This is a genomic window from Pseudomonas graminis, assembly GCF_013201545.1.
Lineage (GTDB): Bacteria > Pseudomonadota > Gammaproteobacteria > Pseudomonadales > Pseudomonadaceae > Aquipseudomonas.
Window position 1 is genome coordinate 446,132 of the sequence record NZ_CP053746.1, and the last position, 18,574, is coordinate 464,705.

An 18,574-nucleotide genomic window follows, 5' to 3' on the forward strand; every position below is an offset into this window, starting at 1 on the left:
TCAATTGTAACTTCCTGATAATTGAGAACCATCACCATTTGTAACATTCGCCGGAGCGTTGCCCGCCATGCGTCACTCGATCCCCTTTTGCCCAAAGGCCCTTTCGTTAATTGCCCTGAGCGTGCTCAACACAGCGAATGCGGAAGAGACAGCGCTCAGCCTGCCCGCTACCGACGTGACGTCAACCGTCACTTATGGCGACACAGGCAACCCGCAGGGCTACCAAGGCAAACCCAGCAGCACCACCACTCGGCTGGACCTGACCAACCAGGAAACGCCCCAGGGCGTGACCAACATCAAGCGCGAGCAAATGGATGACTTCAAGCTCAACAGCATCCGCGATGTGTTGACCAGCACCCCCGGCGTCAACGTGCAGAAAGTCGAAACAGACCGCACCTACTTCACCGCGCGCGGTTTCGACATCAACAACTTCCAGTACGACGGCACGGCCATGCCGATGACCAATGGTTTGCTGGTGGGCGACATCGACCTGGCACCCTACGAGCAGGTCGATATCGTACACGGCGCCAACGGCTTGATGTCCGGGGCCGGCAACCCCTCGGCCACGGTCAACTTCATCCGCAAACGCCCGACCTACGATCCCCAGGCAAAGATCGACGTGACCGCCGGTTCCTGGGACACACGCCGGGTGGACATCGACGTCTCCGGCCCCCTGACCGACTCGGGCAACGTCCGGGGGCGCGTCATCTACGCCAACGAAAACGGCAACTCATACCTTGATCGTTACGCCCGCGAGAAGAACATCTTCAGCGGTCTGCTGGCATTCGACCTGAGCGACAGCGACACGCTGACCCTTGGTTACGAGGACCAGAAAACCAACGCCAATGGCTCAAGCTGGGGCGCACTGCCGCTGGTCGACGGCAATGGCAACGCCATTCATTACAGCAGCATCCATTCCAATATTTCCCAGCCGTGGGTGCATTGGGACGTTCACACGCAACGTGCCTTTGCCGAGTGGGAGCACACCTTCGCGAACGAGTGGAAGTCGAAGCTGACCGTCGCCGGCGCCGAGCACCGCGAAGATACCGAGATGTTCTACATGTACGGCGACAGCACCTCACCCACCGGTTACACCGGGCTGGGCTCCAAGTACAAAGACAAGAACCTCGAACTCAGTGGTGATTACTCGCTGAGCGGGCCGTTCACGTTGGGCGGTCGCGAACATCAACTCACGCTGGGGGCGAACGCTGCACGCCAGCGCAATCGCGAATCCTCCCAGTACGGCGACGCTCTCAACTACTCGCCTGTGACCCTTGAAGATGCGCTGCATGGCTACCTGCCGCGTCCGACTTACGCTGCCGCATTACCCGCTGCGACGTCGAACTACACCGATCGCCAGAAAAGCGTTTACGCCGGCGCGCGCTTCAGCCTGACCGACGATCTGCATGTGATCACCGGCGCCCGCATGCTCAGCGCGGACAGCAATGGCGACAACTACGGCGCCGCGCGGGAGGTGCGCATTCACGGCAAAGTCACGCCGTATGCCGGTATCGTCTACGACCTGACCCCCGAATACGCGCTGTACGCCAGTTACACCGAAGTCTTCAATCCGCAGTATTACCTCGACAGCCAAGGCCGGGTGCTTGATCCGCTTGAAGGCAAAAGCTACGAGGCAGGCATCAAGGCCCAGTTGATGGACAAGAAGCTCAACGTCAGCGCAGCGGTGTTCCATGCCAAGCAAGACAACGTGCCGGGCAGTTCGACCTATGACGCCAGCCTGGGCGGCTACGTGTACGAGGCGATGTCCTACGACAGCAGCGGCGTGGAGCTGGAGGCGTCGGGCGAAGTGGCGCCAGGCCTGCAAGTCAACGGCGGGTACACTTACGTTTACATCACGGACGACAACGACAGCCGTGCGCGCAAGTTCATCCCCCGCCACGCGCTGACGTCGTCGATGACCTACCAGTTGCCGATGGCGCCGAAGGTCAAGGTCGGCGGCAGCCTGAGCTGGCAGAGCAAAACCCAGAACGACGACTCGCCGGCCGCCCGCCAGGACGCCTACGCGCTCATCGGCCTGATGACCCGCTACGACATCGATCAGCACTGGAGCACCCAGCTCAACCTCAACAACCTCACCAACGAGAAGTACCAACAGAGCCTGCGCTACAACCAGAGCAACTTCGGCGATCCACGCAACTTCACCGCGTCGGTGAGCTGGAAGTACTGATTTCACGGCTCGCGTCCAAGCCGCGCACGGGCAACCGGCGCGGCTTTTTTACCAACGACGCAGACGTCAGCTCACCAGCGATGAGATGAGGTTCCAGCCGAGGGACGGAATTGGCTAAAATGCCGCACTTTTCGCCTTGTCCCCCGGAATCGCCGTGAGCCCAGAACCCGACCGCCTATTCGCCCAGCCGCTGCCCCAGGTGCCCGACTTCGCCTTCAACGAAGACGTGGTGCGGGTGTTCCCGGACATGATCAAGCGCTCGGTGCCGGGCTACCCGACCATCGTCGAAAACCTCGGCGTGCTCGCGGCGCAGTTCGCCCAGCCCCAAAGCGTGCTCTATGACCTGGGCAGTTCACTGGGCGCCGTCACTCAGGCGTTGCGCCGGCATGTGCGGACCGAGGATTGCCGGGTAATCGCCATCGACAACTCATCGGCCATGGTCGATCGCTGCCGGGAGTACCTCAACGCCCAGGACTCGATGTACCAGGAGTTACTGCCGGTGGAAGTCATCGACGGGGATATCTTGAATCTCGAGTTTCAGCCTGCCTCTGTGGTCGCGCTGAACTTCACCCTGCAATTCATCGCCCCCGACCAACGCCTCGCCCTGTTGACTCGCATTCGCCAGTCGTTGCTGCCCGGCGGTGCGCTGATCCTGTCGGAGAAGCTGCGCTTCGATGACACCGAAGAACAGGCGCTGCTCACCGATCTGCACGTCGCCTTCAAGCGCGCCAACGGTTACAGCGAGCTGGAGATCGCGCAGAAACGCAGCGCGATCGAAAACGTGATGAAACCCGACAGCCTTGAGCAACACCGCGAACGGTTGGTTGCCGCCGGTTTCAGCAAAGTCGTGCCCTGGTTCCAGTGCCTTAATTTCGCCTCGTTGATTGCCCTGCCATGATTGATCTCGCTCCCCTGGTCCGCCGTCTTGCGGGCACGCCACTGTATGCCTGGGCCCAAGGCCTGCAGGCGCAACTCGACGCGAAGATGGAAAAGGGTCATGGCGACCTGGAACGCTGGCAAGGCGCGCTGAATGCCTTGCCAAACCTTAAGCCAAGCCGCATCGAGCTCAAGGATGATTTCATCCTCGGCGCCGATTGCGATGACGCCACCCGCGAGCAGACCCGCGCCGCGCTGATGGGTCTGTCACCGTGGCGCAAAGGCCCTTTCGATGTGTTTGGCGTGCACGTCGACACCGAATGGCGCTCGGACTGGAAATGGTCGCGGGTGTCGCCGCACCTTGATCTGAAAGGCAAGCGCGTTCTGGATGTGGGCTGCGGCAATGGTTATTACCAGTGGCGCATGCTGGGCGCCGGCGCCGACAGCGTCATTGGTGTCGACCCCAACTGGCTGTTCTTTTGCCAGTTCCAGGCCATGCAGCGTTACCTGCCGGACCTGCCGGCGTGGCATCTGCCGTTCACCCTGGAAGATCTGCCCGCACGGCTGGAAGGTTTCGACACGGTGTTTTCCATGGGCGTGCTCTATCACCGCAAGTCGCCCATCGATCACCTTCTGGCGCTGAAGGATTGCCTGGTCAAAGGCGGCGAGCTGGTGCTGGAAACCATGGTGGTGGAAGGCGACGCGAACCAAGTGCTGGTGCCGGAGGACCGCTACTCGCAGATGCGCAACGTGTGGTTCCTGCCATCAGTACCCGCACTGGAACTGTGGCTGCGCCGCGCGGGTTTTGTGGATGTGCGCTGCGTTGACGTCAGCACCACCACGGTGGAAGAACAACGCGGTACTGAGTGGATGCGGTTTCAGTCGCTGAGGGACTTCCTCGATCCGGCGGATCACAGCAAAACCGTGGAAGGCCTGCCGGCGCCGCGGCGTGCGGTGATCGTGGGGCGCAAGCCGTAACGGCGCGCCCCTCGAAAGTTAAGCGAATAGTGTACTTGTGGGAGCGAGCTTGCTCGCGAAGGCGCTCGAGGTCACTCCCTCAGATCACCTGCCATGAGCAGAATCCGCCGCCGCCAGAATCAACGCCTTCATCTCCGCCACTGCCGACTTGAAGCCGACAAACAGCGCATGGGCCACCAGCGCGTGGCCGATGTTCAGCTCGTTAATGCCCTTGATCGCCGCGACGGCTTCAACGTTGTGATAGTGCAAACCATGGCCGGCATTGACGATCAGGCCCTGGGCCAAACCAAACGCAACGCCATCGGCAATGCGCTTGAGTTCTTCGGCGACGGCCGCCGGGGTTTCGGCATCGGCGTAACGGCCGGTGTGCAGTTCGATGGCCGGCGCGCCAACCCGGGCCGATGCTGCGATCTGGCGCTCATCGGCGTCGATGAACAACGAGACTTCGCTGCCAATGGCCGACAACCGCTCAACCGCCGCCTTGATGCGCGCTTCCTGACCGGCGACGTCCAGCCCGCCCTCGGTGGTCAGTTCCTGCCGTGTCTCCGGCACCAAGCAGATGTGCGCGGGCCGAATGCGCTCGGCGAACGCCATCATCGCTTCGGTAACGCCCATCTCGAAATTCATGCGTGTTTGCAGCACGTCTTTCAGCAGCAACACATCGCGCTCCTGAATGTGTCGACGGTCCTCACGCAAATGCACGGTGATGCCGTCGGCGCCTGCTTCTTCAGCATCCAGGGCGGCCTTGACCGGATCGGGATAGCGCGTGCCCCGGGCCTGGCGCAGGGTAGCAACGTGGTCGATGTTCACGCCGAGCAGAATGCGAGTGCTGTGGGTCACGGGGTTCTCCTGATTACTGTGGCGGTGCCAGCCAGTGGCGGCTGATTGCGCACGCGAGGAAGGATTTTCTAGGTTTGCGCGGCAGGACGCTAGAGTTTGCGAAACAATTCACGGCTGACCAGCGGCCGCCCGCCCAGATGCACGGCCAGGGCCTGGCGCATCAGACGCTTGGCCGCCGACAACGCGCCTGGCGAACTCCAGTCCGCCTCGGACATCGCCTGCAATTCAGCGCCTTGAAACAATCCCGGCTGAAACAGGTAAACCCGCTCAAGGCCTGCATCCACCTGAAGCCGGTACATGCCATCGCTCGCCAGTGGCTCGCCGTTCACATCCGCATCCAGCGCGAAGCCATAACCGAGATCGTCCAGCAGCCGCCACTCGAACGAACGGAGCAACGGTTCCAGCGCGCGCCCTTCGGCCAAAGCCACGAGCGTCGCGGCGTAATGTTCGAACACGCTCGGGTGCGGATCTTCGGCGGGTAGCAGACGAATCAGCAACTCATTGAGGTACAGACCGCTGAACAGCGCCTCGCCTTCCAGCCATGTAGCGACGCCGGAGCCTTCCATTCGTCCTACGTTCTTCAACTCGCCCCGCCCGCGAAACTCGACTTCCAGCGGCACGAATGGCCGCGCCATCGTCCCCGCCTTCCCCCGAGCGCTGCGCAACACTGCACGCAAGCGACCCTGCGGGGTGATGAAATCGACCAGTGCGCTGTTTTCGCGGTACGCACGGCTGTGCAACACATAGGCGAGCTGACCGACGGGAGGGGGCTGTGACATGGCTATCTCGATGAAAGAACACGGCAGAACGGGCCATCTGAAACGACTGTGGGAGCGAGCTCGCTCGCGAAGACACAGGTTCATGCGCTAAATCTTCAGCGACTGAAATGCCGTCTTCGTGAGCAAGCTCACTCCCACAGGATTGCATGTGCAGCATGGATCTGCCGACAGGGCAGTTTCCACGGACCAGCGGTGCCGCCGTGTTACAAGTCGCCGTAACCCAGCGAACGCAACGCACGCTCGTCATCGGACCAGCCGCCTTTGACCTTGACCCACAGATTGAGCATGACTTTGGAATCGAACAGCACTTCCATGTCGCGGCGCGCATCCGAGCCGATGCGCTTGATCCGCTCGCCCTTGTCGCCAATGATGATTTTCTTCTGCCCGTCCCGCTCGACCAGAATCAGCGCGTGGATATGCAGCGTTTTGCCCTGCTGCTTGAATTGCTCGATCTCGACGGTGATCTGATAAGGCAGCTCGGCACCGAGCTGACGCATGATCTTCTCTCGGACCAGCTCTGCCGCAAGGAAACGGCTGCTGCGGTCGGTGATCTGATCTTCCGGGAAGAAGTGCTCATTCTCCGGCAGCTGATCGGCGATGACTTTCTCCAGCGCTTCCAGGTTATGCCCCTGCTGCGCCGAGATCGGGATGATCTGGGCATTCGGCAGTTGCTCCTGCAGCCAGGACAAATGCGGCATCAGCGCGCCCTTGTCTTCGATGCGGTCAGTCTTGTTCAGCGCCACGATCAACGGGCCGGTCACGTACTGGACGCGCTCGAGGACCATCTGGTCTTCTTCGGTCCACTTGGTGCGATCGACCACAAAGATCACCACGTCGACGTCTTTCAACGCTGCCGAGGCGGTTTTGTTCATGTAGCGGTTAAGCGCTTTGTCGCTGTTTTTGTGCATGCCGGGTGTATCGACGTAGACCGCCTGCACGGCGCCTTCAGTCTTGATGCCGAGCATGTTGTGACGGGTCGTCTGCGGCTTGCGCGACGTGATCGCCAGTTTCTGGCCGAGGATGTGGTTCAGCAGCGTCGACTTGCCCACGTTTGGCCGGCCAACGATGGCGACATAGCCACAGCGTGTTGCAGGTGAATCAGTCATTGCCATTCTCCACACCCAGGGCGATAAGGGCTGCGGCCGCTGCTACCTGTTCGGCAATGCGACGGCTAACGCCTTGTCCCCGGCTTTTTTCATTCAATAAAGAGATCTCGCATTCGACGAAGAAGATTCGGCAATGCGGCTCGCCCTGGATATCCACCACTTCATAGCGGGGCAGATCACAGGCGCGTGACTGAAGGAATTCCTGCAGCCGTGTTTTCGGGTCTTTGTTGGTGTCGACCAGCGTCAGGGTGTCGAACTCGCTGGCCAGCCAGGCGAGCACGCGATCCCTTGCCATGTCCATGCCGGCGTCGAGGTAGATCGCGCCGATCAGGGCTTCCAGCGCGTCGGCCAGAATCGACTCACGTCGAAAGCCGCCGCTCTTCAGCTCACCCGAGCCCAGGCGCAGGTACTCACCCAGGTCGAAACCACGGGCCAGCAGCGCGAGGGTCTCGCCTTTTACCAAGCGAGCGCGCAGGCGGGACAACTGACCTTCCCGTGCCTGGGGGAAACGCTCGAAAAGCGCTTCGCCGGCGACGAAGTTGAGAATGGCATCACCGAGGAATTCCAGACGTTCGTTGTTGCGTCCGGCAAAGCTGCGGTGGGTCAGGGCCAGGATCATCAGTTCCTGATCCTTGAAGGTATAGCCGAGCTGACGCTCCAGGCGACTCAATGAAACGCTCACGGTTTACCCACGCTGAATTCGTGGTCGAACTTGACCACCAGATCGAGGTTCTGGATCAGTGGCTCACGTTTTTCGTAGTTCAAATGGGCGAGGAACCTGTTGTTCTCCGTCGTCACAGTTAACGCCTTGTTCAAATCCAAATCCCGAATGTTATTGACCTGCATGCCTTTGGCCACGTAGGCGTAAAGGTCACCGGCGTTGGTGATGTCTGCCGTGCGATCGGTGCCGGCAGTTTCGATGATTTTCTTCATCGACAGGTAGTCCATGTAATGCGGCACGATCTTGGCGGCGGTGCTTCCGACAAAGGCCAGAATCGCCAGCAGCACCAGCCAGCCGATGAACGACAGGCCCTTTTGCGGACCGGCAGACGTCATGGTTGCTTTCAAGAGTAGCCCTTCCCTGTCACCTGCGAGATCAGCCACGCAACATGGCCCTGAATGACATACGGCGCTGCCAGTGGCAGCGCCGCATCGATTACTTGATCAGACCCACTCGCGAGAAGTTCGGAAAGTGGCTGAGCTTGGGTTCAGGCCAGCTCATCCAGACCGCAAAGGCCTTGCCGACGATGTTCTTGTCGGGGACCATGCCCAGCTCGTCCTTGGGAATATTGGGGTCATCCCAGTAACGGCTGTCGTTCGAGTTGTCGCGGTTGTCGCCCATCATGAAGTAGTGCGCGGCAGGCACGGTCCACTCGTGATCAGGCGGCGCGCGGTAGCGGCTCATTTCCTGACGGATCTGGTGTTCCACCTCGCCCAGCTTCTCGTTGTAAAGCTCTGCGCTGCCCAGCGTGCCCGGCTCAGAACCGATCAGCTGCTTGGCCACCAGCTGCCCGTTGATGAACAACTGCTTGTCGTTGGTGTAGCGAATCACATCCCCTGGCAGGCCGACGACGCGCTTGATGTAGTTGACCGTGGGGTCGCTCGGGTAGCGGAACACCATCACGTCGCCACGCTGCGGATCGCCGACCGGGATGACCTTGAGGTCGATCACCGGCAAGCGGATGCCGTATGAGAACTTGTTCACCAGGATGAAATCGCCCACGTCCAGCGTTGGCTTCATCGAGCCCGACGGGATCTGGAACGGCTCAACCAGAAACGAGCGAAGCACCAGAACGATGAACAACACCGGAAAGAACGACTTGCCGTATTCGACGAGGAACGGCTCCTTGTTCAACCGGTCCACGACCGCGACATCAGGCTGGCTCACGCTGCCTTGATAGTTCGCTATCGCGTTGCGGCGACGCGGCGCCAATATGATCAGATCGAACAGGGCCAGCAAACCGCAGACAAACACGGCGACGACCAGCAACAGCGGGAAATTGAGTGACATAGGGCCTGACTATTCCAACCTGAGCACTGCAAGGAAGGCTTCCTGTGGAATTTCCACGTTGCCAACCTGCTTCATGCGTTTCTTACCGGCCTTCTGCTTCTCGAGCAGCTTGCGCTTACGGCTGACGTCGCCGCCATAACATTTGGCCAGTACGTTCTTTCTGAGCGCCTTGACGGTTGTACGCGCGATAATCTGGCCGCCAATGGCTGCCTGGATTGCCACGTCGAACATCTGACGAGGAATCAGTTCTTTCATCTTTTCAGTCAACGCGCGGCCTTTGTAGGCGGCATTGTCACGATGCACGATCAGCGCCAGAGCGTCGACCTTTTCACCGTTGATCATCACGTCCAGACGAACCAGGTTGGCCGACTGATAACGATCGAAATGGTAGTCCAGCGACGCGTAACCACGGCTGGTCGACTTCAGTCGGTCGAAGAAATCCAGGACCACTTCGTTCATCGGCAAATCGTAGGTCACTTGCACCTGCGTACCGAGGAACAGCATGTCGTGCTGAATGCCACGTTTCTCGATACACAGCGTAATGACGTTGCCCAGGTGCTCTTGAGGCACAAGAATGTTCGCCCGCACGATCGGCTCACGCATGTCCTCGATCGTGGACAGGTCTGGCAATTTCGACGGGTTGTCGACGTAAATGGTTTCACCGGTCTTCAGCAGCAGCTCGAAGATTACCGTCGGCGCGGTGGTGATCAGGTCCAGGTCGTACTCGCGCTCAAGGCGCTCCTGGATGATCTCCATGTGCAGCATGCCGAGGAAGCCGCAGCGGAAACCGAAGCCCAGCGCGTCGGAGCTTTCCGGCAGATATTGCAGGGAAGAGTCATTCAGCGTCAGCTTCTGCAGCGCATCGCGGAAATCTTCGAAGTCATCGGAGCTGACCGGGAACAGACCCGCGTAGACCTGCGGCTGAATACGCTTGAAGCCGGGCAGCACCGGAACGTCTGGCGTGGTGCTCAGGGTCAGGGTGTCGCCCACTGGCGCGCCGTGAATGTCCTTGATGCCTGCGATGATGAAGCCCACTTCGCCGGCTTTCAGATCAGCGGTGGCGCTGTGCTTGGGGTTGAACACGCCCACGCTGTCGACCAGGTGCATCTTGCCGGTCGACTTCACCAGAATCTTGTCGCCTTTCTTGACCCGGCCGTGACGCACACGCACCAAGGACACAACGCCCAGGTAGTTGTCGAACCACGAATCGATGATCAGCGCCTGCAGCGGGTCTTCGATGTTGCCGGTCGGCGCGGGAATGGTATGGACCAGACGCTCGAGCACCTCGTCAACGCCCAGGCCGGTCTTGGCGCTGCAGACCACGGCATCAGTGGCATCGATGCCGATGATTTTTTCGATTTCTTCCTTGACGCGATCCGGATCGGCCTGGGGCAGGTCGATCTTGTTCAGGACCGGCATGACTTCCAGGCCCTGTTCGATAGCCGTGTAGCAGTTGGCGACGGATTGGGCTTCTACGCCCTGACCGGCATCGACCACCAGTAACGCGCCCTCACATGCCGCCAGCGAGCGGCTGACTTCGTAGGTGAAGTCAACGTGCCCCGGGGTATCAATGAAGTTGAGCTGGTAGGTGATCCCGTCCTTCGCCTTGTAATAAAGCGTGACGCTGTGGGCTTTGATCGTAATCCCGCGCTCACGCTCCAGGTCCATGGAATCGAGGACCTGAGCTTCCATCTCGCGCTCGGTCAGGCCGCCGCACATCTGGATGAAACGGTCGGCCAGCGTCGACTTGCCATGGTCAATGTGGGCGATGATGGAGAAATTGCGGATATGACTCAAATCACTCACGGATCAACACTCGAAAAAGGTCGCAGGCAGACTGCCCGCCAAAAATAGCCGGGAATTGTACCTGAAGGAACGATCAGGCGTCACGTTCACGCGCAGAGCCTGCGCGCCATGCCTCGAGAGGGCACAAAAAAAGGAGCGGTCTGACCGCTCCTTCTCGCTGCGCCTGAAGGGTTATTCCGCCAGCTTGAACGTGATGAATGTCGCGCGGCCCTGACGCAGAACGCGCATGGAAACTGAGCGATTCTTCGGCAGGCCCTTGGCCACTTCTGTGAACTGCTTGGACGAAGTGATCGCCTGGTTATTCAGGTGAGTGATGACATCACCCGCCTGCAACCCGATGAGCGAAGCAGGACCATCCTGAACTTCCTTGATGACGACGCCGCCCTTGAGGTCCAGCGATTTCATCTGCTCAGCGGTCAGATCAACCACCGAAACGCCCAGACGGTTGCTGCTGCGCTCGACACCGGTGTCGGCTGCGCCCATTTCTTCGCCTTCGGCAGGCAACGCGCCCACGGTCACAGTGAGTTTCTGACGCTTGCCGTCGCGAATCACTTCGAGTTCGGCCTTGCTGCCGTCCTTCAGGTTGCCGATCAGGTGCGGCAAGTCTGCGGACATGACGATCGGCGTGCCGTTGGCGCTCAGGATCACGTCGCCTACCTGCAGACCACCTTTGGCGGCCGGCCCGTCTTCAAGGACTTGAGCCACCAGCGCACCGGCCGGTTTGTCCAGACCAAACGACTCGGCCAGGTCTTTGTTGACTTCCTGAATCACGACACCCAGCCAGCCACGGTTGACCTTGCCACTGGCTTTTAGCTGGTTGGCAACGTCCATCGCCACGTCGATCGGGATCGCGAACGACAGGCCCATGAAGCCACCGGAGCGGGTGAAGATCTGCGAGTTGATACCCACCACTTCGCCCGCCATGTTGAACAGCGGACCGCCCGAGTTACCCGGGTTGATCGCAACGTCCGTCTGGATAAACGGCACGTACGTGTCATTTGGCAGGCTGCGGCCCTTGGCGCTGACGATGCCTTTGGTCACCGAGTGATCGAAGCCGAACGGCGAGCCGATCGCCAGCACCCACTCACCGACTTTCAGCTTGTCGGAGTTACCCAGCTTGACGGTGGGAAGGTCCTTGCCATCGATCTTCAGCACCGCAACGTCGGTACGTGGATCGGTGCCGATCAGCTTGGCCTTCATCTCGCTGCGATCCGAAAGACGCACAAGAATTTCGTCGGCGCCATCAATGACGTGGTTGTTGGTCAGGATGAAACCATCAGCGGAGATGATAAAGCCCGAGCCTAATGACTGCGCCTCACGCTGACGATCGCCCTTGCCGCCTCCTGGCGGGCGGGAGCCGGGCGGCGTGCTGCGCTCGAGAAATTCGCGCAGCATCGGTGGCAGGCCTTCCAGATCAGGCATCTGACCCTGGGCAACCGAGCGGTCCGGCAACTTCTGCCGCGTACTGATGTTGACGACGGCGGGGGAAGCCTGCTCCACCAGAGAGGTGAAGTCCGGCAAGGCTTCGGCTTGAGCAGTGATGACCTGTCCAAGCATCAGCACAGCGGCCATCCAGACCAGGTAAGGTTTAAAGCGTGGTATCGACATATGGCTCCCGTTTACAACGAGCATGGTTAAGCGGTACGAGCCCGCAGGCTCGCGAAGCATCTGTGCGCTGCAGTTTCCTGCAGCACCTGTATCTGCTCCAGTTTCCTGGACCCTGAAACAACAAAGGCCACAGCTGCGAAGCTGTGACCTATAGAAAAAAACACATCCAATTGCAACCGACAAAGCGCACTAAACATTTCATCAGTACCAGTGAAGCCCATATTTAAAGGCTTGTGAACGTGAACCGACCGGATGAAACCTTTTTCATCGTGGGCATCACCGGTGTGTAAATCAGTTTTTGCTCGTAGCCGCAGCGTCGTCTCGCATGGACAACGCAATGCGCTCGGCCGTCCCGATCGGGATCTCGCCCACCACCGTCACCATGGCATCCCCTCTCGCCGTCGAGACGCGACGGGAGACGGCAACGGTCGGGCCCAGCTGAGTGCGAATATCCGTCACCGCCGCGCCGCTGACCGGCTCAACAAACACAGAGAAACGTGCCAGGCCATCGTCATACATCAGACTCGTCACAAGATCCTTCGAGTCAGGATCCTTGCGTGCCGCAGCGCTGCTCAAGTCAAAGCCCGGCGGCAGCCAATTGGAACGCCATTCCACTTTTTGCTTAGGAGCATCAGGCTTGGATTTGACCACTTCGAGCGGCTTGCAGTCAGCACCGGGCGAGAGCATTTGATCGGTCAGTGACTGGGAGGTATTGAGGTCAGTGAATTGAAAACGCTCGAGCAATTGGCCCTTGTCGCTGAGCAACAAAGACTTCAGCGGCAAGCCGGTTTCACTGTCGAGGTGCAATTCGATGCCGTAACGGTGCTGATCGCGAGGGGTCAGTGTGACGACGTTAGCCAGGCGTCCTGCGACACGCGAGGTGCCTGCCGACTTGATGTCATACCAGGAAGATAGCCTGGCAGCATCAAAAGCTCGGGCCGCAGAGTCCGGAACACTGGAGGCGCCCTCTTCGAGGGTACCGCTGGCGCACTGGGTAACCCCATTGACGCGCAGCACCTCTTGAGGCGTGCCATCCAGTTGAAGAAGATGCTCCCGAACCTTGCCATCGGCGACGCGCTGCCAGATTCGGTGAGTGGAGAAGCTGCCGTTACGTTCATAAACGAATGTTCCGGTGTAGCTTTGCTGCTGCTCAGCCTGCGTAAGACGTTTCAACTGATCTTGCGCGTCATCGGCATGAGCTGGAAGGACCAGCCATCCGCCCAGCAAAAGCGACAGTAGAGGGATGGCGCGCATGATCCTCCTTAACGGTTTTCCAGGCTTGCGGCACGGGCGAATGGCAGAGCGCCTTCGGCACCTTTCGTTGCCGCTTGCTGCGCGTGCTGGCGCAGGTAACCTGGCAGACGCTGATCATGCCAGCCAGCCTGGTTCTGCAGCACACCGCTTGCCATTGGACCCGGAGACTGTTCGCCTTCTGTGTAGCCTGCCAGTACCGCTGGGCCTTTGGCCTGAGGCATGGCAACGTTGGTCGGCTGAGTCTGCTGGGCCAGTTGTGCCCCTGCGATTTCATCCTGGTTATACAAACGTACGCCCGCCAGCACTGCAACGGTCACCGAGGCAGCCACGGCCAGACGACCCAGCGTGCGCCAAGGACCGCGACCGACCTTGAGCGGGCTGACTTCATCAGCGATCCCGGCAGCAACGGCGGCCGAAATATCCAGATGAGGGATCAGTAGTTCTTTATGCATGGCTGCACGGGCAATCTGATAACGGGACCAAGTGGCACGTGTGTCCGCATCTTCAATAGCGCTAAGCACTCGACGCAGTTCCAATTCGTCCGCTTCGTTATCCATCACCGCGGACAGCGATTCCTGCAGGGCTTCACGACTCATGGCGGTTCCTCTCTTGTGGCTATCGCCGCTGTCTCAGGTTTCCTGCAACAGAGGTTGCAAGGCTTTGTCGATGGCTTCCCGAGCGCGAAATATGCGAGAGCGCACGGTACCAACGGGACATTGCATGACACTGGCAATGTCTTCGTAACTCAGACCGTCGAACTCACGCAAAGTTAAAGCTGTACGCAAATCTTCTGGCAGTAGCTGGATAGTTCGGTGGACGGTGCCCTCGATCTCATCCCGCAATAATGCCCGCTCCGGCGACTCGATATCCTTGAGGCCGTGATCGCCGTCATAGAACTCTGCGTCTTCGGATCTGACATCGCTGTCCGGCGGCCGCCGACCTCGCGACACCAGATAGTTCTTCGCCGTGTTGATGGCGATACGGTACAGCCACGTATAAAACGCGCTGTCGCCGCGGAAGTTACCAAGTGCGCGGTAGGCTTTGATAAACGCCTCTTGCGCAACGTCTTGGGCTTCGTGGGTGTCGTGAACGAATCTCACGATCAACCCAAGAATCTTGTGCTGATATTTCACCACTAGCAGATCAAAGGCCCGCTTGTCGCCGCGCTGAACGCGTTCAACCAGCTGCTGATCTTCTTCCTGGGTTAGCATGAACACTCCTCATAAAGCTTAAAGGAGCATCGCATTGGCTCTTTCGCAGGCTTGCAAACATAGACTCGGGCTTTAAGCAAAAGTTCTCCCCCCTTCAAGCAAGTTTCCGGCGGGCGTCTGCTGCCCGCGCGAAAAACGCCGCTCGAACCAGGTCGGCTGCGTAGATAATCTTGTCGTCATAAGCGCTCGCACTGGCTTGAACCACCAACGCGTAACGTCGACGCTGTTCCTTTATGGGCAACCCACTATTGAACGTACGGGTTCATGAAAAGTTCCCATCGCTCACCTTTGGGCGTAGGACCCGCACCCCATCAGCTGTAGGACTCAATCCGAATGAAGCTGTAGGAAAGATCGCATCCATCAAACGGGGTGCAGGACGTCGCAGGGTGGCGCACACTTCGCTACCACCGCGATCTACCCTTGCCATAAAGCGCGGCTATTGTGCCGTTCCACCCTTGCTTATACTAGTGGCCATTTAGACGCCGGGACCGAGATGAGTCAGCATTTCCAGCACGACGTATTGGTAATAGGCTCCGGTGCAGCCGGTTTGAGCCTTGCGCTGACATTGCCCGGGCATCTGCGCGTGGCGGTTCTCAGCAAAGGCGATCTGGCGAACGGCTCGACCTTCTGGGCCCAGGGTGGCGTTGCGGCGGTGCTGGATGACGCAGACACTGTTCAGTCCCACGTCGAAGACACCCTCAATGCGGGCGGCGGCCTGTGCAGAGAAGACGCGGTACGCTTTACAGTGGAGCACAGCCGCGAGGCCATCCAGTGGCTGATCGACTTGGGCGTTCCGTTTACCCGGGATGATCCATCCACCGTGGTAGACGGCGGCTTCGAGTTCCACCTGACGCGCGAGGGCGGGCATAGCCACCGCCGGATCATTCACGCCGCCGATGCCACCGGCGCGGCGATCTTTCGCACGTTGCTGGCGCAGGCCAGGTCCCGTCCCAATATCGAATTGCTGGAACAGCGCGTGGCGGTCGATCTCATCACCGAATCGCGGCTGGGCCTGGAAGGTCAGCGTTGCCTGGGCGCCTATGTGCTGGATCGTTCGACGGGCGAAGTCGACACCCACAGCGCGCGTTTCACCATTCTGGCGTCCGGCGGCGCGGCAAAAGTTTATCTGTACACCAGCAATCCCGACGGCGCTTGCGGCGACGGCATAGCGATGGCCTGGCGCTCAGGCTGCCGGGTGGGCAACCTGGAATTCAACCAGTTCCACCCCACCTGCCTGTACCACCCGCAAGCCAAGAGTTTTCTGATTACCGAGGCCCTGCGCGGCGAAGGCGCTTACCTGAAGCTGCCCAATGGCGAGCGCTTCATGCAGCGTTTTGACCCACGGGCCGAGCTCGCGCCCCGCGACATCGTTGCCCGCGCCATTGACCACGAGATGAAACGCCTGGGCGCCGACTGCGTGTTTCTGGACATCAGCCACAAGCCCGAAGACTTCATCAAAGGGCACTTCCCAACCGTGTACGAACGCTGCCTGACATTCGGCATCGACATCACGCGTCAACCGATTCCCGTGGTCCCGGCCGCCCACTACACCTGTGGTGGCGTTGTGGTTGATCAGCAGGGCCGCACCGATGTGCCCGGGCTTTACGCCATCGGCGAGACCAGTTTCACAGGCCTGCACGGTGCCAATCGCATGGCCAGCAACTCCCTGCTGGAATGCTTCGTGTACGCCCGCTCGGCAGCGGCGGACATCGTGACTCAGCTCGAGCACGTCCCGCAGCCGCAAAACCTGCCGGCATGGGATTCGAGTCAGGTAACCGATTCCGACGAAGACGTGATCATTGCCCACAACTGGGATGAGCTGCGTCGGTTCATGTGGGACTACGTGGGGATTGTGCGTACCAACAAGCGTCTGCAGCGCGCCCAGCATCGGGTGCGGCTGTTGCTGGACGAGATCGACGAGTTTTACAGCAACTATAAGGTCAGCCGCGATCTGATCGAGTTGCGCAACCTGGCCCAGGTCGCAGAGCTGATGATCGCGTCGGCGATGGCGCGCAAGGAGAGCCGGGGGCTGCATTACACGCTGGATTACCCGGATATGTTGCCCGAAGCGCTGGACACTATTCTGGTGCCGCCCACCTTCGCCGGCTGAACTTCAGGCGCAAACGCAGGCGTCGGTGGCTGTCCGGCGTCATGGCGTCTGCCGGGATGCACAGGCTTCGCACCCACACACGGCTCAGCCAGTGGCCCGTCGGCACCCGGAAACGCAGCACGACCATGTGCGGCAGCGCCAGGCTGTCCGGGCGTAGCTGCACCGGTTGCCAGCCGCCCTCCTCACTCCACAACGCCCATCCGCTGCTGTCACGCCGCAGCCCCGTGGATGACTGCGGCTGATCAAGCAGAATGGATGGGCGAAGGCGACGTGATGCATGCAAAGCGCACAGCAGGATGCCGATGGCTTTGGTCCACAGGGGCACTGACAGGAGGACTATCGACGTCAGCGCAACGATTTGCGTGACGAGGTACGCCGTCAGCAGCGCCCGGGAGGCTTGCCAACGGCATTCGAAACGATCACTTCGGCTGGACACGGTCCAGAATCATCCGAACCATGCGCTGCAGCTCCGGGTCTTCAGACTCCGCGCGCTGCATGAACCAGCCGAACATGTCCTGGTCTTCGCAGGTCAGCAGGCGGACATAGAGGTCTCGATCGACCTGGTTGAGCGTCGGATAGACTTCTTTGACGAATGGCACCAGTAACACGTCCAGCTCGAGCATGCCGCGACGGCTGTGCCAAAAGAGGCGATTGAGTTCAACATCTTCGACCATGGAGGGCTCCTCGAATTTGCCGGCGAGTATACAGGCGCATCGTCTCGGGGCGTACTTGCAGTTAGTCGCAGCTTTTTGCGTATACCCATTAGCGACACGCGGCACTATGATGGTGCCCCAGACTTCTACCCTGCGATGACTCATGGCCGTTCCAGCATTTTTCTGCCCCCTGTCCCATGAAGGTGTGCTCGCCGTTCGCGGCGTGGATGCCGGCAAGTTCCTGCAAGGCCAACTGACTTGCAACATCGACTACCTCAGCGAAGCCAAGGCTACCCTCGGGGCGCGCTGCACCCAAAAAGGCCGCATGCAGTCCAGCTTTCGCATCCTGCTTGAGGGCGACGGCATATTGCTGGCAATGGCCAGCGAGCTGATCGACGCGCAATTGCTGGATCTGAAGAAGTACGCCGTCTTCTCCAAATCCAAATTGACCGACGAAAGCGCATCCTGGGTGCGATTCGGCTTGCAAGACGGCGACGGCGCGCTGGTCAGCCTGGGCCTTGATCTTGCGCAGGAGACCGACTCGGTCGTCCGCGCCAATGACCTGATTGCCATTCGCGTCTCCCCTGCCCGCGCCGAATTGTGGGTACGTGCCGAACAGGCCGATGACGTGCGCAGCCGCCTGATCGCCCACGTGCCGCAAGCGCCCCTCAACGACTGGCTGCTGGGGCAGATCCGCGCCGGCATTGGCCAGGTGTTCGGGCAGACCCGTGAAGAATTGATTCCGCAGATGATCAACCTGCAAGCCGTGGGCGGGGTGAGCTTCAAGAAAGGTTGCTACACCGGCCAGGAAATCGTGGCGCGGATGCAATACCTCGGCAAGCTGAAACGCCGGCTGTACCGCCTGACTATGGGCGACAGCGAAGTGCCTGAGCCGGGTGTTGCATTGTTTTCGCCCGTACATTCGAGTGCAGTAGGCAACGTTGTGATCGCGGCCCGGTCTGATGTCGGGATCGAGGTGCTGGCGGTTGTACAGGCGGATGCGGCGGAAGATGGTCAAATCCATCTTGGCGCGCCAGATGGCCCGAACCTGCAACTAGGTGAATTGCCATACACGCTCGACGCGAAACTCGAAACCCAGCGTTGAACCCGGTTGAAGCATGTGCAAAACGTCAGCGTGGTTGCCATCGCCGTAA

At 60.0% G+C, this 18,574-nt stretch carries 18 protein-coding genes; 5 read left to right on the forward strand and 13 right to left on the reverse strand.

The window, feature by feature from the left end:
• The first annotated feature begins 67 nt into the window (after positions 1-67).
• From FX982_RS02075 to cmoB, 3 genes are all read left to right on the forward strand, one after another.
• A complete protein-coding gene (locus FX982_RS02075) occupies positions 68-2,188 on the forward strand; it encodes a TonB-dependent siderophore receptor (protein ID WP_172609464.1) in 2,121 nt (706 codons plus the stop codon).
• Positions 2,189-2,342: 154 nt separating this feature from the next.
• Positions 2,343-3,086, forward strand: coding sequence for a carboxy-S-adenosyl-L-methionine synthase CmoA (gene cmoA / locus FX982_RS02080; RefSeq protein WP_172609465.1), 744 nt, complete (start codon positions 2,343-2,345; stop codon positions 3,084-3,086).
• Positions 3,083-4,042, forward strand: a complete 960-nt coding sequence (cmoB, locus tag FX982_RS02085; protein ID WP_172609466.1) for a tRNA 5-methoxyuridine(34)/uridine 5-oxyacetic acid(34) synthase CmoB — start codon at positions 3,083-3,085, stop codon at positions 4,040-4,042. Before cmoA ends, cmoB begins: the two co-directional genes overlap by 4 nt.
• A gap of 84 nt (positions 4,043-4,126) precedes the next feature.
• Here the strand turns inward: cmoB and pdxJ are convergent, their stop codons facing one another.
• The 11 genes from pdxJ to rpoE all read right to left on the reverse strand — a co-directional run bounded on the left by pdxJ (position 4,127) and on the right by rpoE (position 14,657).
• Entirely contained in the window at positions 4,127-4,882 is a 756-nt protein-coding gene (gene pdxJ / locus FX982_RS02090; protein WP_172609467.1) for a pyridoxine 5'-phosphate synthase, read from the reverse strand.
• A gap of 89 nt (positions 4,883-4,971) precedes the next feature.
• Positions 4,972-5,661 carry a DNA repair protein RecO gene (recO, locus tag FX982_RS02095; RefSeq protein ID WP_122622377.1) on the reverse strand — a complete coding sequence of 230 codons (690 nt, stop codon included), beginning with the start codon at positions 5,659-5,661 and terminating at the stop codon, positions 4,972-4,974.
• Positions 5,662-5,864: 203 nt separating this feature from the next.
• Positions 5,865-6,767, reverse strand: coding sequence for a GTPase Era (gene era, locus FX982_RS02100; protein WP_172609468.1), 903 nt, complete (start codon positions 6,765-6,767; stop codon positions 5,865-5,867).
• On the reverse strand, positions 6,760-7,449 hold the full coding sequence (gene rnc, locus FX982_RS02105; RefSeq protein WP_122536062.1) for a ribonuclease III: 690 nt from the start codon (positions 7,447-7,449) through the stop codon (positions 6,760-6,762). Before rnc ends, era begins: the two co-directional genes overlap by 8 nt.
• Complete coding sequence (locus FX982_RS02110) at positions 7,446-7,823, reverse strand: DUF4845 domain-containing protein (protein WP_122536061.1); 378 nt, start codon at positions 7,821-7,823, stop codon at positions 7,446-7,448. Before FX982_RS02110 ends, rnc begins: the two co-directional genes overlap by 4 nt.
• A gap of 100 nt (positions 7,824-7,923) precedes the next feature.
• Complete coding sequence (lepB, locus tag FX982_RS02115) at positions 7,924-8,778, reverse strand: signal peptidase I (protein WP_122536060.1); 855 nt, start codon at positions 8,776-8,778, stop codon at positions 7,924-7,926.
• Positions 8,779-8,787: 9 nt separating this feature from the next.
• Positions 8,788-10,584: a translation elongation factor 4 gene (lepA, locus tag FX982_RS02120; protein ID WP_122536059.1), complete on the reverse strand. Its 1,797-nt coding sequence runs from the start codon at positions 10,582-10,584 to the stop codon at positions 8,788-8,790.
• A 171-nt stretch (positions 10,585-10,755) separates the two neighbouring features.
• Complete coding sequence (locus tag FX982_RS02125) at positions 10,756-12,192, reverse strand: DegQ family serine endoprotease (RefSeq protein ID WP_438826295.1); 1,437 nt, start codon at positions 12,190-12,192, stop codon at positions 10,756-10,758.
• A gap of 291 nt (positions 12,193-12,483) precedes the next feature.
• Positions 12,484-13,446 (reverse strand): MucB/RseB C-terminal domain-containing protein, encoded by a 963-nt coding sequence (locus FX982_RS02130; protein WP_172609469.1) that lies wholly within the window; start codon positions 13,444-13,446, stop codon positions 12,484-12,486.
• An 8-nt stretch (positions 13,447-13,454) separates the two neighbouring features.
• Positions 13,455-14,042, reverse strand: a complete 588-nt coding sequence (locus FX982_RS02135; protein WP_172609470.1) for a sigma-E factor negative regulatory protein — start codon at positions 14,040-14,042, stop codon at positions 13,455-13,457.
• A 33-nt stretch (positions 14,043-14,075) separates the two neighbouring features.
• Entirely contained in the window at positions 14,076-14,657 is a 582-nt protein-coding gene (gene rpoE / locus FX982_RS02140; RefSeq protein ID WP_037014368.1) for an RNA polymerase sigma factor RpoE, read from the reverse strand.
• A 493-nt stretch (positions 14,658-15,150) separates the two neighbouring features.
• Between rpoE and nadB the strand changes: the two genes are divergently transcribed.
• Positions 15,151-16,767, forward strand: coding sequence for an L-aspartate oxidase (nadB, locus tag FX982_RS02145; protein WP_172609471.1), 1,617 nt, complete (start codon positions 15,151-15,153; stop codon positions 16,765-16,767).
• Here the strand turns inward: nadB and FX982_RS02150 are convergent.
• Together FX982_RS02150 and FX982_RS02155 are read right to left on the reverse strand one after the other, a co-directional pair.
• Positions 16,736-17,203, reverse strand: a complete 468-nt coding sequence (locus tag FX982_RS02150; RefSeq protein WP_172609472.1) for a protein YgfX — start codon at positions 17,201-17,203, stop codon at positions 16,736-16,738. The two genes, nadB and FX982_RS02150, sit on opposite strands and share 32 nt — an antisense overlap.
• Complete coding sequence (locus FX982_RS02155) at positions 17,187-17,441, reverse strand: succinate dehydrogenase assembly factor 2 (RefSeq protein ID WP_065992433.1); 255 nt, start codon at positions 17,439-17,441, stop codon at positions 17,187-17,189. The genes FX982_RS02150 and FX982_RS02155 overlap by 17 nt, the downstream gene beginning before the upstream one ends.
• A 142-nt stretch (positions 17,442-17,583) precedes the next feature.
• On the opposite strand from FX982_RS02155, the gene ygfZ reads away from it, so the two are divergent.
• Entirely contained in the window at positions 17,584-18,525 is a 942-nt protein-coding gene (gene ygfZ / locus FX982_RS02160; protein WP_172609473.1) for a CAF17-like 4Fe-4S cluster assembly/insertion protein YgfZ, read from the forward strand.
• The last annotated feature ends 49 nt before the right edge of the window (positions 18,526-18,574 follow it).